At 60.9% G+C, this 14,660-nt stretch carries 9 protein-coding genes; 3 read left to right on the top strand and 6 right to left on the bottom strand.

From position 1 onward, the window contains the following. Positions 1 to 8: 8 nt before the first annotated feature. From VGN12_11890 to VGN12_11875, 4 genes are all read right to left on the bottom strand, one after another. On the bottom strand, positions 9 to 2,207 hold the full coding sequence (locus tag VGN12_11890; GenBank protein HEY4310144.1) for a tetratricopeptide repeat protein: 2,199 nt from the start codon (positions 2,205 to 2,207) through the stop codon (positions 9 to 11). Then, entirely contained in the window at positions 2,188 to 4,380 is a 2,193-nt protein-coding gene (locus VGN12_11885; GenBank protein ID HEY4310143.1) for a tetratricopeptide repeat protein, read from the bottom strand. The genes VGN12_11890 and VGN12_11885 overlap by 20 nt, the downstream gene beginning before the upstream one ends. 42 nt (positions 4,381 to 4,422) lie before the next feature. Then, the gene (locus VGN12_11880) at positions 4,423 to 6,861 is read right to left on the bottom strand and encodes a tetratricopeptide repeat protein (GenBank protein HEY4310142.1); all 2,439 of its coding nucleotides are present in this window, start codon (positions 6,859 to 6,861) and stop codon (positions 4,423 to 4,425) included. A gap of 75 nt (positions 6,862 to 6,936) precedes the next feature. After that, on the bottom strand, positions 6,937 to 9,066 hold the full coding sequence (locus VGN12_11875; GenBank protein HEY4310141.1) for a tetratricopeptide repeat protein: 2,130 nt from the start codon (positions 9,064 to 9,066) through the stop codon (positions 6,937 to 6,939). 337 nt (positions 9,067 to 9,403) lie between these two features. On the opposite strand from VGN12_11875, the gene VGN12_11870 reads away from it, so the two are divergent. Further along, complete coding sequence (locus tag VGN12_11870; protein HEY4310140.1) at positions 9,404 to 10,051, top strand: VTT domain-containing protein; 648 nt, start codon at positions 9,404 to 9,406, stop codon at positions 10,049 to 10,051. A 91-nt stretch (positions 10,052 to 10,142) separates the two neighbouring features. After that, positions 10,143 to 12,128 (top strand): YjhG/YagF family D-xylonate dehydratase, encoded by a 1,986-nt coding sequence (locus tag VGN12_11865; GenBank protein HEY4310139.1) that lies wholly within the window; start codon positions 10,143 to 10,145, stop codon positions 12,126 to 12,128. Positions 12,129 to 12,149: 21 nt separating this feature from the next. Here the strand turns inward: VGN12_11865 and bioF are convergent, their stop codons facing one another. Together bioF and VGN12_11855 are read right to left on the bottom strand one after the other, a co-directional pair. After that, a complete protein-coding gene (gene bioF, locus VGN12_11860) occupies positions 12,150 to 13,343 on the bottom strand; it encodes an 8-amino-7-oxononanoate synthase (protein ID HEY4310138.1) in 1,194 nt (397 codons plus the stop codon). Positions 13,344 to 13,346: 3 nt separating this feature from the next. Continuing rightward, complete coding sequence (locus VGN12_11855) at positions 13,347 to 13,838, bottom strand: EVE domain-containing protein (GenBank protein HEY4310137.1); 492 nt, start codon at positions 13,836 to 13,838, stop codon at positions 13,347 to 13,349. Between the two features lie 249 nt (positions 13,839 to 14,087). Between VGN12_11855 and VGN12_11850 the strand changes: the two genes are divergently transcribed. Beyond that, complete coding sequence (locus VGN12_11850) at positions 14,088 to 14,660, top strand: RNA polymerase sigma factor (protein HEY4310136.1); 573 nt, start codon at positions 14,088 to 14,090, stop codon at positions 14,658 to 14,660.

Raw genomic sequence — 14,660 nt, 5'->3', positions numbered from 1 at the left:
GTGCGAGGCTATTTTCCTTCTTGCTGCCGGCTCAGTTCTATGGCGCGCTCGAGATTGGCACGGGCTTGCGGATAGTCAGGCTGCAAGCGCAGCACCTCTTGAAAAGTGGCGATCGCCTGTTTTACGTTTCCCTGAGCGAGCGACACGGCGCCTAGGTTTTGCCACGCTTCGAGATAGTCGGGTTGCACGCGAATTGCGGCACGATACTCTTCGGCCGCGGCTGGCAGATTATTGGCAGCGACGAGCAGATTGGCCAGTTCGAAATGCGCATCCGCCCGCCGCGGATCGGCGCGGTACGCCGCTTGAAATTGTTCAGCCGCTTCGCGACCTTTTCCCAGCTTGGCCAGCGCAATTCCAAGGCCGAAGCTGGCGTCCGCGTTGTCGGGGCTATGGCGCAGTGCCTGTTGAAACGCACTGGCCGCCGACTCGGTTTCTCCCAAGCCTAATCGCGTCGCTCCGAGATTGATCCAGGCCGCGACGTAGTCGGGCCGCAGCTTAGCCGCTACGGCATAGTTCTGTGCGGCGCCGCGCGCATCTCCTTGCGCGGCCCGCGCGCCAGCCAACGCATAATGCGCGTTGGCGAAATCGGCGTTGATACCTAACGCGGTCAGGAAGAACTTCTCGGCCTCGGCCGGTTTGTTCTGATCGAGCTGCCGTAGCCCAAGATCATAGTAGGCTTCGGCCAGGTTGGGGCGAGCCTCGGGCGCTGCGGGGTCGATACGCAATGCCTCTTCATAATGCTCGATGGCTTCTTGTGGGCGGCCATCTGCCGCCAGCGCGACACCCCAGTTTGTTTGCACCGTCGCATCGTGCGGCTCGCACGATGCGGCATCCTGCCAGATGCTGATCGCACTTTCGTAAGCAGCCAGGCGCCGTACGCTGACGGTGCCGTAAGCGGCTGCGAGCGCGAGAGCGCAAGCGGCGATCACCGGCAATGAGCGTCGTCCACGGCCCGCGTCGGCCAAAGTGCCCTCCGATTTGCCGATCCATTCGAGCAGCGCAAAACCACCGACGATCACCAGCGCCAAGAGTGACGCCGACGGCAAATACATCCGCCGCTCGGCGGCAACTTCCGTGACGATCGGCACGACCAGAGTCGGCGAAAGAATCAGGAAAGTCCAGGCAATCGCGAATCCCGCCGCCGTGCGCCGGGCGACGAGCGCTAGCGTCGCGATGGCCAGCAACGTCGCGGTCAATAACCACGGCCAGGCCTCTCCAATGGTTGTTAGAAAGGGGATCTGATGATGAATCGTCAGCGGCCAAGGCCAGCAGACGAGTCGCAAATAGAGAATCAACACCTCGGTCTGTGTCAGCCACCAGCTATAGGCGGGCAAGCTCGTGCGAAAGCCCGCGGACGATGAACGCGGCCCGCCGATGTTGAGCACCAGAAGAACGAGCCAACTCGCCGCCAAACCAGCGTACAACCACCGAGAACGCGCAAGCGCCGCGCGAAACGAACCTGCCACGAATGTTCGGTCAAAGAGTAAGACTGCGACCGGAGCCGTGACCATTACTTCCTTGCACGTCATGCCCAAGGCGCAAGCCAACATGGCCAGCAGATTCCAAATCCGGCGAGAGCGGTCTGTCGTTGCGTTCCAGTAACGCAAGCTGGCGTACAGCGTCGCCAAGTAAAACAGGCCGACCATCAACTCGGTACGTTGCGTGATGTAGACCACGGTCTCGGTGTGCAGCGGATGCAACGTCCAGGCCAGGGCGACGAGAAATGCCAGTGGATCGGCAGCGGTGCGAATCGAGGGAGAAAAGAAATCGAGCCGTAGCGTGCGCCGCATAATCCCCAACAGCAATAGAGTCGCCAGCAGGTGCAATACCATGTTGACGACGTGGTAGCCCGCGGTCTCGATTTCGCCAAAGTGATAATTTATGGCCAGCGAGAGATTCACCAGTGGTCGACCGGAGGTGCTAAGGTCGCGCGGCGGATTGAGTGGGCCGCGCAATTCGGAATCACCAAACAGCGGCCACAATTGTTTGAGCGACGGGTTTTTTGCGATGACAGTTTCGTCATCGAAGATTAGCGGGGCATTGAGGGCCCGCTGGTAAACGAGCGCGATGCCGGCGGCTAGAATGACCGCGGCGCCGGCCAGCAACAGCCTTTCCCGCGATATTCCGGTCGGCGGAATCGCGGTCGAACGAGAATCGCCCGAATCGCGACTGCCAGTCGTACGATTCTTATTGCTTTTGTTCGCCATCTTGCTGCCGCTTGACTTGCTGCGCTCGTTCTAGATTGCCTTGCGCTTCTTTGTAATCCGGCTGACGACGGACGGCCTCGGCAAAGCTCCGGATAGCGTTGTCCATTTCGCCCAAGTTCATTTGCATGACGCCCAGATTGTTGACGGCCTGGGCATAGGCGGGGCGTAGGTCGGCGGCGGCGGCGTATTCGTGCGCCGCGCCGCGCAAGTCACCCTGTGCCGCTAGCACGCCACCCAGTGCGTAATGAACCTCGGGCAAAGTGGGATCGAGGCGCAGCGCTTCTTGTAGATGGTCGCGGGCTGCCTGCGGCTGTGATCCGTTGAGCAATACAAGCGCTAGCCCATAGTGGGCTGCCGCGGAGCGCGGATCTTGTTCGACTGCTTGCTGCAAGTATTGGGCTGCTTCGTTGGCCTTGCCCAATGCCATGAAAATCGTTCCCCGGGCGTACAGCGCTTGCGCATTGCGCGGATTGATCTGCAATGCACGTGCGCAATGAGCATCCGCCTGGTCAGGCTGCCCACCTTTGAGCAAGGCGAACGCCAGATTCACGAGTGCGTCTTCGAAGTCGGGGCTGATCCGCAAGGCCTCGTTCAACTGTACCACTGCTTCGTCGAGTTGGCCTGGCTGAAAACCGTAGCGATCGCCAAGCGCCGTCAACGAAGCTCCCAGATTGTTGTGAATTCCCCGGCTGTCGCATCCCAGCGATAGTGCCTGCCGGGATACTGTGAGGGCTTCCTCTGGTCGACCGGCCACCAATAGTTCCGAAGCCAGATTCGCGTTGATCACGTTGCTAGCAGGGTAATAAGCAAGCGCGTCTTGCCAAATGTTTACCGTATCTGCGTACGCTTCCAGTCGGCGTCGATCGACGGCGCAATAGGTAATGATGAGAGCGATCCCGGCCGCCCCCATCACCCATAACGGCGCAGACGTTGGCGAATGCGCGGCCGTGAAGAAACGTCGCGCTAGGAGATAACCACCGCCGACGGCGAGCGCAACGAGCGCGGCCAGCGGCAGATACATGCGGCGTTCCACGGCAATTTCCGTCACGATCGGCACGAGCAACGTCGGCGACAGGACTGCAAACATCCACGTCAGCACGAATCCAGCCGCGGTGCGTCGCGCGACTAAAATAACGGTGAGCAGCATCAATCCGACGACGGGCAACACCCAAGGCAGCGCCGCGGCGACGGTGTCCAGATGCGGAATTTCGTAATGAATCACCAAGGGCCAAGGCCAAATGCAGAGCTTTAAATAAAGGAGCAGTACTTTCGTTTGCGTTGCCCACCACACATAGGGAGCCACGCCAAGATGAAAGCCGACCGATTCCGAACGCGATCCACCGTGATGCAAGACGAGCAGCAATAGCCAGGAACTTGCCAGAAGTGAATACAATCGCCACGAAGCGCGCCACGCCTGGCGAAATGAACCTGCGAGAAAGGTTCGTTCGAAGAGCAGCACCATGACGGGCGCCGAAGCCATTACTTCCTTGCACCCCATACCCGAGAAGCAAGCTGCTGCCGCGACCAGGCACCACGCCCACCGCCTGGGTTCGGTCGGGGCTGTCCAATAACGCAGGCTGGCATAGAGCGTCGCCAGATAAAACAGTCCCATCAGCAGCTCCGTTCGCTGCGTTACATATACGACCGCTTCGACATTCAGCGGATGAACGGCCCACAACAGCGCGACCAGCAGCGCAAGCGGATCGGCGACGCGTGCAAAGCGGTCACGAAAGAATTCGAGCCGCAGTGTGCGTCGCACGATTCTCCACAACAGCAGCGCCGAGAGGCCGTGCAGGACGATGTTGAAAAGGTGGTAGCCAGCAGGATCTAGCTGCCCAAAGTGGTAGTTGACCGCAAACGTCCAATTCACAACCGGTCGGCCAGCGGTCGAGAAATCCCTCGGCGGATTCAGAGGGCCCGGCCGTTCCGCGTCGCCGAATAGGGGCCACAGTTGCCTGATCGACGGATTGCCAACTACGCATTCTCGATCGTCGAAAATGAACGGGACGTGCAGCGCACCGCGATAGACGATCCCGACCGCCACGCCGACGGCTACGACTGCCAATAGGGTCCAGACCGGCGAATGTGGTGGTACGGCCGTTGGCACTCGAGGTACCTCGCCGGATTTCTCGCCGCGATTGGCACTGACGGGCGTTTGTAAGTTTCGTGCCATAGCGGATTTCGAGACGAGCGACAGGTTGCAACCAAGGGAGTGTTATTCTGGCTTTTGCTGACGTTTCATCTGTTGCGCTTGTTCGAGGTTGGCCCTGGCCTGCGGATTCTGTGGTTGCAGTTGCAGGACCTTTTCCAGATAGGGAATCGCCTCGTCGACTTTTTCAGAGATCAATAAGGCTGCTCCCAGGTTCTGCAACGCTTCGAGGTAATCGGGGCGCAACTGCACCGCTTCCATGTAGTGCTCGATCGCTAGATCCATCTGTCTCAGCGCGACGAAGGCGTTGGCCAATTGAAACTGCACGTCCGCACGGCTTGGATCGGCGGCGAGTAGTTTCTGGAAATGCTCGATCGCCGCGGCCGGGTTGCCTGCGTTCACCAAGGTGACGGCCAAGCCTAGTCGCGCTTCGTTATTCTGGGCATCGGATGCGAGTGCCTTTTCGAATGCGGTGGATGCCGCGGCCGTATTGCCCAGCCGAAGTTCCGCGATTCCTAGATTCACGAGCGCCGCCACATACTTCGGGCGCAGTTCAACTGCCCGGCGATAATGCAGTGCCGCCGCTTCAATTTCTCCTTTGGCCGAGAGAGCGTTGGCGATCGCATAATGGGCATCCGTGTAAGCAGGTTCCAGACGCAACGCCGTTTCTAGGTGCGCGATAGCCTCGTCGGTTCGGCCCTCCTCGATTTCCTGCAATCCCAGCCCGTAATGAGCCGGCGGCAGATCGGGGTCGCGCGCCAAGGCCTGCGCGTACCACTGCCGTGCTTCGTCCGGCTTCTTTAACTGCGTCATCAGTGAGCCCATACCGAACAGCGAGCGAGCGTCGCGAGGATTAATGTCCAGTGCGCGCCGCAGATGTACGACCGCTTCTTCGGGCCGATTGTCATACAGCATGGCCACCGCCAGATTGCAGTGCGATCCAAGGTACTTGGGATTCAACTCGCGAGCTTTACTTAATTCACGGACACTTTCGTCGAAACGTTCGCCGTGATCGCCAAGTTGCTGGCAATAGCCCAGCAGAATGGCCCCTAGATTGTTATGCACGCCAGCCCCCTCGGGATCACGCTTGATGGCTTCACGCGCGAGATCCAGCGCCTCGGCATTTCGGCCCAGGTCACCAAGATAGGCCGCGAGGTTCGAATAGGCGATGACGCCGGTCTGATTCTTCGCGATGGTGTCGCGATAGAGAACTTCCAGGTCTTCGTAAATCCGAGTCTGCTGAAAACTGAGTCCGACTAACATCAGCAGTACACCGGCCAGACACGCCTTGAGCATGGCGCGCCCCGGCGACGACAATCGCATCGCCGCAAGGCCCGCGCAGCTTCCGGCGAGCGCGAATAACGTCAGGCTGGCATGATATTGAAAATGATCTGCCACGAACGAGTAGCGAAAGGGATAGACGTTGAAGAAGCCCAAGGCCGGCATCAGTACGCCGCCATAAATGAGCGCTGCAGCCAGGGGACCGCGACCGATCCGGCGCCGCGCCATCCACAAAACCACGGGCACCATAAGCGCCGTCGCGGGATACAGGAATTGCCACCACTGCTGCTGGTCGATGTTCCAGCGGTGATAAAAGAAAATAAGCGGATAGGGCCAAGCCAGCTTTCCGGCGTAGAACCAGATCGCCCTGCCGGCAATCAAACCGCGTTCGATGGGCGTGAAGTCCCACTCTTCACCTTGTGCCCCCACGTGCGTCTTTTCCAGCATCGCCGTATGCCGGCCCATAATTCCGCCGATGATAAAAAACGGCAAGAGGGGGACGACGTTGCGCCAGCCGATTCGGCCTCGCTTCCACCAGATGACGACCAGGATTACAGCCGGCATCGTGGCCACGACCGTCTTGCTCAGTAGTGCCGCAAAAAACAACAGCCACGACAGCGCGTACCAACCCCAGCGACCAGCCTTGGACGAAGGCGATTCTTCGGCGTCGTCTTGATCCAGCGGCGCGAAGCGGAAATACGCGATCATCGAGCTCAGCACGAGCGCCAAGCTCAAGACGTTCTTGCGCTCGGTGACCCATACCACCGACTCGACGCACACGGGATGCACGGCGAATAATGCCGCCGCCAGCCATGCGCCAGGTACCTCGAGTCGCTTGAGCAACCTCCATAGCAGCCAGGCGCTCGTCGCGTGCAACAGCACGTTAACGAGGTGATATCCCAGGGGATTCAAGCCCCAGAGGTGATATTCGATCCAGAACGTCGTATGAACGAGCGGGTAGTATTGCGGGATCGACAGTGGCTCTAGCCACATTTGCCGCAACCCGGCGAGCGATCGCAAAGTGGGATTGCGCGTGACGTAGGCATCGTCGTCCCAAATGAATTTATCACGCACGACCGGCGCATAGGCGACGATGATCAGCAGGGCCAGTAAGGCCGCTCCGACCAACGTTCGGCGCGGTTCGAACCAATTTGTCGGCGCAGGCGCATCCGCCGGTTGGATCGTGCCTTGGTCTGGCGAGTTGTCACTCTGCAATACGTGCATCGAGATTGTTTCGTGTTTCGTCAATTCGCTTCGTCAGCGGTAGTTTTCTTGCGCTCGGCCTGCTGGTCGCCGCGGCTACTTTTCCATCGACATGCGCTTGAACTCTTGTGCTTGTGCCAGATTCGCACGGGCCTGGGCATTGTTCGGATCGAGGCGCAGTGTCTCGCCAAAGCACCGGATGGCGCGATCGTTCTGCCCCATTTTCAACAATGCGGCACCTAGGTTCTGCAATGCCTCGATATAACCGGGGCGCAATCTCACCGCTTCGGCGTAATGTTGTGCTGCCCCGGCGAGATCTTCTCGTGCGACGAGCAGGTTGGCCAGCTCGTAATGCACTTCCGGGCGATCGGGATACCGTTGGACGACGGCCGTCAAATGCTCGATGGCCTCGGACGTCTTTCCTTGTCTGACCAGCGCAACGGTCAGGTCGTTCTGGGCGTCGACGAGCCGCGGGTCACTTCTCAGTGCTTGCTCGAAGCGCTGTTGCGCCGCGGCCCAGCGGTCGGCCAGACCGTCCACACGGCCGAGCCCATACAAAGCCCGGGCATTTTCGGGTTCATAAACGAGCGTTTGCTCGAAATATCCGGCCGCTTCGTCGCGATGATCTTGCAGAGCCATGAAGCCGAGAGAGTTGTAAACATCGGTATACGAAGGTTTCAGACGTACCGCCTCTTGGTAATGCGCAATCGCTTCCTGTCGTTGGCGCGGATCACGGCGCGTCTCGCCCAATTCATCCAAAACATTTGCCAGGCAGGCATGCAGCCGTGGTTGGCTCGGCGCGACTTCCAGCCCCGCCCGCGCCATGTTCAGGGCCTCGTCCGCGCGACCGAGCGAATCCAGATGCGTGCTCAGGTTCAGATAAGCGATCCAACTCTGCGGATTCTTGGCGATCGTATCTCGATAGAGTACTTCCAGATCGTGATAGATAAATGTCTGACAATAAGTGAGCACGGCCAACGCGAACAGAACCAGGCTGGCTCCGACGCGCGCCATGACTCGCTGCTGCGGCTTTAACCCGCTCGAGAGGGTCACAGCACTCGCCGCGACAAGCGCGATCAGCGCTATGCTGGCATGGTACTGAAAATGGTCGGAAACCTGCGCGTACTGCATAAAGTAGACGTTAAAGAATCCCAGCGCAGGCACCATCACTCCACAAAAGATCAACACGGCCGCCAACGGGCCACGGCCTATCGAATTACGCGCGAGCCAAAGTCCGACCGGCAATAAAATGGCAGCCAGAGGAAAGAGGTATTGCCACCACTGCCCCGAGTCGATGGTGAAATTCGGATAGAAAAGCACCAACGGATGCGGCCAGGCCAACTTGGCTACATAAAACCACAGGGCGCGTCCGGCCAGGAGCAGACGTTCGACCTCTCCCATCGACCATTCGTTGCCCTCGGCGCCGACGTGATTCAATTCGACCCAGCGTGTGACCAGGCCCATCGCGATCGATAGACCAAACAGTGGGGCCATGTAGGCCACGTCGCGCGCCGTGACGCGGCCGCGTTTCCACCAATAAATCACCAGCATCACGGCGGGCAGCGTGACCACCACGGTTTTGGCGAACAGCGCCAGGGCGAACAGCACTACTGCGGTCGCATACCAGCGCCACCGCCCGGGACCGGGTGACGGTGCGGTCGAGGCTTCAGGCGGATCGAAGCGCACGTAGGCCAGCATCGCCAACAAGGCCAACGACAGGCTCAAGACATTTTTCCGCTCGGTCACCCAGGCTACCGACTCGACTTCAACCGGATGCACGGCAAAAATCGCCGCCGCCAGCCACGCCCCTGGCACTTGCAGCCGCAGCAGCAGACGCCACACCAATAGCGCGGCCGTGGCGTGCAGCAGGATATTGACCAGGTGATAGCCGAACGGAGCCAGTCCCCACAGGTGGTACTCCACCCAGTATGTGGTGTACATGAGGGGGTAATACTGCTGAATCGAGCGTGGCACAAACCACATTTGCCGTAGCCCGTCGAGCGATCGCAACGTCTCGTTGTTCGTGACGTTGGTTTCGTCATCCCAAATGAACTCGGCATCAAGCGCCGGCAGATAGGCAATGACGACCATGGCCACGAGCGCGACACCGGCCCAAATCGTCAACGATTGCCACGCCAGACCGACTTGAGGAGAGAGCGCACCGGCACCTCGGGTCGAGGCAGCTTGGCGGCGCTGTCGGTCCTGGGTCGACTTCGTGGGCGGCATGGCGAAGATACAAAGAAGTGAGATGACAATCGAGCCATCGGCACAGCGTCGGATACGCTGCGCCAGCGCTATCGCGGGCCGAATTACCGCAGTAGCAACAGCCCGAAATGGGTAGCGATCGGGGAAATCTTGAGCCTAATCGCCTGCCTGGCGGCGGACAAGCCGGCGTAACGCTTAAACCCAAGCCATTTCGGCCGTTGCACGCAATTGCATTGCCGCTTAACTTGCAACTTGGCGTCCATTTCGCCGAACGGCATTGCATGCGAGTGAACCGTGCATAGCGTCTGCTGCCGGCTCATGCCGCGAGGACAAGCTCACGATTCGAGGCCAAAAATCGATGCATGATCTCGTTCGCTGGACGGTCGCGGTGACACTCGTGCTGCTGGTGCCGATTATTCCATTTCTCAGCTTTGGTGACTCGCTCGAAGCGCAGGTCGAGCGCTGGTTCGACACGGCGCTTTCACCGATGGCGACGGCGGCCATCGTTGTCGGAATCCTGGCCAGTGACATTCTGCTCCCGGTTCCCTCGAGCTTCGTTAGCACGCTGGCCGGCGCACGTCTCGGCTTCCTCGGGGCAACGGCTGTGGTGTGGCTGGGCATGACGCTGGGCGCCATGATCGGTTTTGCACTGGCCCGCGCGTTCGGCCGGCCGCTGGCGCAGCGTTTCTCCTCGGCAGATGATCTGCGACGCATGGAAGCACTGGGCGAGGACCGCGGTCCAGCGGTACTGGCCCTGACCCGACCGTTGCCGGTCCTGGCCGAGGCGAGTGTCTTGCTGCTGGGTGCGGTGGGCGTTCCTTGGCGCCGGTTCTTGCCGGTCGTTGCGCTTGCCAATCTGGGGCTGGCCGCCGCCTACGCGGGCTTGGGGTACTATGCGGGTCAAGAAGGAAACTTGCCGGTCGCACTAGCGGCATCGATCGCGCTGCCACTGTTGGCCACGACGGCCGCGCGTTATTGGCTCCCCTCGGCACGCGAAGCATCTTGAGAATTGGCTAAGCGTGCTACGAGTTCAACACCGCTGATGTTGGACTATCGCTGGTTCGAATTGAATGTCCTTAAAACAAATGTAGTTGCTGATGACCAAGAATCACGAATTCTCTGCCGCCGAAGTCATCGGGGATAACCTGTCGGCCGTCGAGCATGTAACGACACATGCCACGGGCCCGGCTGGTGCGCTGCCGCTGACCGAGGAAATGTTGCGCGACTGGCCCAGCGGTGACATATTCGGACTGACGCAGAACGCGGGCATGGGCTGGCCCGTCACCGAAATGCTCGGCCCGCAGTTCGTCCTGCTCAGCACCCAAGGTGGCATTCGCGCAGCCGACGGAACGCCCATCGCCCTGGGGTATCACACAGGGCATTGGGAGGTCGGGCTGCTGATGCAGGCCGCGGCACGTGAACTAAAATCCGCAGGTGGCGTTCCATTCGCCGCGTTTTGCTCGGATCCTTGTGATGGGCGAACGCAAGGGACGACGGGCATGTTCGATAGTCTTCCTTATCGCAACGATGCTGCCATCATCTTCCGCCGCCTGATTCGTTCGCTTCCCACGCGTCGTGGTGTGCTGGGAGTCGCGACGTGCGACAAAGGGCTGCCGGCGATGATGTTGGCACTGGCCGGATCGCGTGAGTTGCCGTGCGTGCTGGTGCCTGGTGGAGTTACCTTGCCCGCCACCGAGGGAGAAGATGCCGGCAAAGTGCAATCAGTCGGGGCGCGCTTTGCTCATCAAGAGATCTCGCTCGAGGAGGCCGCGATCTTGGCGTGTCGTGCGTGTGCCTCGCCCGGTGGTGGCTGCCAATTCCTTGGTACGGCCGCAACGTCGCAAGTCGTGGGCGAGGCGCTGGGGCTTTCGCTGCCGCATTCGGCGCTCGCGCCGTCAGGTCAGCCGATCTGGCTCGACACGGCACGCCGCAGTGCACGGGCTCTGTGGAATTTGCATGCCCGCGGCATCAAGCTGCGCGATATTCTGACCGATGCGGCGGTTCGCAACGCGATGGTCGTACACGCTGCGTTCGGCGGCTCGACGAATCTGTTATTGCACATACCAGCGATCGCGCACGCGGCTGGATTGCGACGCCCGACGGTTGACGACTGGCATAAGATCAATCTACAAGTGCCACGACTTGTTGATGCCTTGCCCAACGGTCCGATGGGCCATCCCACGGTGCGCGTTTTCCTGGCGGGGGGCGTTCCCGAGGTGATGCTGCACTTGCGCGAGCTGGGACTCTTGGACCTTGGCGTGATGACGGCGGCCGGCATTACGCTCGGCGAAGTGCTCGCCTGGTGGGAGACGAGCGAGCGGCGCAAGAAACTTCGGCAAGCCCTTTTTACGGCCGACGGCGTTGATCCCGGCGATGTCATCATGTCGCCCGACAAGGCGCGCGAACGCGGCCTGACAAGCACTGTGTGCTTCCCGCGCGGCAATCTGGCGCCTGAAGGATCGGTCGTGAAAAGCACCGCCATCAGTCCCAAAGTCCTCGATCCGTCGGGCGTGTATCACAAGCTCGGCCCGGCTCGCGTCTTCACTCGCGAAGTCGATGCCACCGCGGCGATCAAGGGACGCGGCGAACGTCCGATCAAGCCTGGTGACGTGCTGGTGCTTGCCGGCCGCGGACCGCTGGGCTCGGGCATGGAAGAGATTTATCAGATCACCGCGGCGCTGAAGCATCTTTCCTGGGGCCACGAAGTGACGGTGGTGACCGACGCTCGCTTTTCCGGCGTCAGCACGGGCGCTTGCATTGGCCACGTCGGACCCGAGGCTCTGGCGGGCGGGCCGCTGGGTAAATTGCGCGACGGCGACCTGGTGCAAATCATGATCGATTGCCGCAACCTGGTGGGCACCGTCGACTTTGTCGGCGACGAGCACCAGCGACTCGAGCCAACGGCCGCGGCCGCTGTATTGGCCGCACGGCCGGTGCGCGAGGATCTGAAATCCGACGCCGCGTTGCCGGACGACACACGCCTGTGGGCGGCTCTGCAAAGCGCGAGCGGTGGTACCTGGGGGGGCTGCGTCTACGACGTCGACCGAATTATCGCGGCTTTGGCGCGCGGTGCGATCGAATAGCGGACTCTCAACGGGCTACGTCTACCGCACGGCGGCAGGAGTATGCGCCGATAGCTCGGCGAGCGCCGCTTGCAGCCTAGCGATCGCCGCTTCGTCATGAGCTGCGGATAGGCCGATCCGCAGTCGCGCCTGGCCCGGGACGACGCTGGGGGGACGAATCGCGGGAACATAGAAGCCGCGTTTAGCTAGTTCGCTCGATAGTTCCAGCGCCCGTTGCGGCTCTCCCACGACCAGCGGAATGATCTGACTGGCCGATCGATCGACGTCCCAGCCCTGCTTCGCTAGTGCGCTGCGCAACCGGTCGGCGCGTGCGAGCAATTGCTGGCGACGGCTTGGTTCTTCTCGCACGATCGCTAGCGCCGCCGAGGCCGCCGCACACGCGGCTGCCGGCGGGGCGGTGGAAAAGATATACGGTCGCGCGCGGTTGATAAGCCAATTAATCAGACTCATTGGCCCGCAGACGAAACCGCCGACGCCGCCGAGCGCCTTGCTGAGCGTGCCGACCCGCACGTCGATGCGGTCGCTGACACCGAAATACTCGGTCACACCGCGCCCTGCGGCGCCGAATACGCCCGTGGCATGCGCTTCGTCCACCATCAGCATCGCCTGATGCCGCGCGGCCAGATCCGAAATCTCGACCAAGGGAGCGAGATCACCGTTCATACTAAACAACGAGTCAGTCACGATCAGCCGGCGCCGCGCATCGCGCGAGGCGGCCAGCATCGCTTCCAATTGCCGCCAGTCGTTATGCGGATAAACGGCGATCTCGGCCCGCGACAGCCGGCAGCCGTCGATCAGGCTGGCATGGTTTGTTTCGTCCGCCAGGATGACATCCCCGCGCGAGACCAGCGTCGTAACCGTCGCCAGGTTGGCGGCGAAGCCTGAGGAGAAGACGATCGCGGCTTCCGCCTCTTCGAACGCGGCAAGATCGGCCTCGAGCTGCGCGTGAGCCGTGCCCCGTCCGGCCAACAGCGGACTCGCGGCGCTACCCCACCCTTCACGGTCGATACAGGCTTGCGCGGCGGCCGTCACGCGCGGATCGGCGGCCAGTCCGAGATAGTCATTCGAGCCGAAGTTCAAGCACGGCCGACCATTTACTTCGAGCGCGGCGCCTGCAGGTCCCTGATGCGTGAACTGCCGCCGCAGCAGATCCTGCGAGGCGAGTATCGTTAGTTCGTCTTCGATCCAATCGAGTGAGTTGCGTCTTTCGGCCATGCGTTACTTTCCGCCCTGGCGCGAATGAGCCAGCTTCACAATCGTGTCGAATTCCGGTTTCGTCACCGGCTGGATCGACAGTCGCGATCCCCGTTTCAACAGCTCCATTTTCGCGAGCGCCTTTTGCCCACGTAGAAAATCGAGAGGCAGTGCCGTCGGAAATATCTCTTCCAGTTGGATGTCGACCATGTACCAAATGGGTTTTTCAGCCGTCGACTTGGGATCGAAGTGATGATTCGTTTTTTGCCAGGCCGTATGGTCGGGATAGCCTTCGCGTACGACGCTGGCCGTCCCCACAACTGCCGGCGGGTCGGCGGCTGAATGATAAAACAACACATGATCGCCTGGCTTGATGTCGTCGCGTAGAGAATTGCGCGCTTGATAGTTGCGCACACCGTCCCAAAACGTCGTCTGTTTCGGCGCGGCAGCCAAATTTTGGATCGAAAAGCTTTCGGGCTCGGATTTGAAGAGCCAGTAGCGGGCGGATTTTGCCATTGTTGATAATGTGGGAACTGTGGCGATGAGCGGCAGGTTTGACAGCGGCTAAAATGCCGCAGCGAGTCGATTCTAGGGCACTGTCCGGCGATTCAAAAGGCGCTCGACAAGGGCAGTGATTTCAAGCCTTACCAGCTGCCACGGTATAATCTTAAGGCGATTCATGGCCGGCACTTCCGCGCACCGAGGCGACTCTTTTTCGAGAGTCGTGCAAGACGCCATGCCCTGGCGGTAACTCTGTTGGTAGCCATGACAAAGGCACAATCCCCCAACCAAGCCGAAGGGCGGGTGCCGCAGGTTGCGGTCGACTGGCAGGCGGCGCTTGCCGAGCACGACCGTTGGCTGCGGATGGTGGTCCGCGCGCGGGTGGGAGATTGGCAGGCGGTCGACGAGGTGCTGCAAGAGGTGTCGTTGGCCGCGGTGGCGCAGAAGGCGCCGCTTGCGGACGCCACGAAAGTCGCACCCTGGCTGTACCGTCTGGCCGTGCGGCAGGTGTTGCTCTACCGGCGCAAGCACGGCCGGCGGCGCAACCTGGTCGACCGTTTTGCACGCGAGACGCAGCCGACGGAGGTCGATCGACGCACGGTCGATCCCTTGCAATGGCTGATGGCCGATGAGCGAGGAAGACAAGTGCGCGAAGCGCTGGCGACGATGGTGTCGCGCGACGCGGAAATTCTGTTACTCAAGTATGCCGAAGATTGGAGCTACCACGATATCGCCAGCCACTTGGGTATCAGTCATAGCGCGGTCGAAGCGCGGCTGCACCGCGCCCGGCTACGTCTGCGCGAAGCGCTGACGGCGGTAAACGTGATCGAGGTATAA

It is taken from the genome of Pirellulales bacterium (assembly GCA_036499395.1).
Lineage (GTDB): Bacteria > Planctomycetota > Planctomycetia > Pirellulales > JACPPG01 > JACPPG01.
The sequence above is the reverse complement of the archived record's forward strand: the minus strand, read 5'-3'. Positions and strand labels throughout refer to the sequence as shown.

Coding starts and splice junctions, on each gene's coding strand:
- VGN12_11870 (HEY4310140.1), top strand. CDS start 9,404: ATGCATGATCTCGTTCGCTGGACGGTCGCGGTGACACTCGTGCTGCTG.
- VGN12_11850 (HEY4310136.1), top strand. CDS start 14,088: ATGACAAAGGCACAATCCCCCAACCAAGCCGAAGGGCGGGTGCCGCAG.
- VGN12_11875 (HEY4310141.1), bottom strand. CDS start 9,066: ATGCCGCCCACGAAGTCGACCCAGGACCGACAGCGCCGCCAAGCTGCC.
- VGN12_11865 (HEY4310139.1), top strand. CDS start 10,143: ATGACCAAGAATCACGAATTCTCTGCCGCCGAAGTCATCGGGGATAAC.
- bioF (HEY4310138.1), bottom strand. CDS start 13,343: ATGGCCGAAAGACGCAACTCACTCGATTGGATCGAAGACGAACTAACG.
- VGN12_11855 (HEY4310137.1), bottom strand. CDS start 13,838: ATGGCAAAATCCGCCCGCTACTGGCTCTTCAAATCCGAGCCCGAAAGC.
- VGN12_11890 (HEY4310144.1), bottom strand. CDS start 2,207: ATGGCGAACAAAAGCAATAAGAATCGTACGACTGGCAGTCGCGATTCG.
- VGN12_11880 (HEY4310142.1), bottom strand. CDS start 6,861: ATGCACGTATTGCAGAGTGACAACTCGCCAGACCAAGGCACGATCCAA.
- VGN12_11885 (HEY4310143.1), bottom strand. CDS start 4,380: ATGGCACGAAACTTACAAACGCCCGTCAGTGCCAATCGCGGCGAGAAA.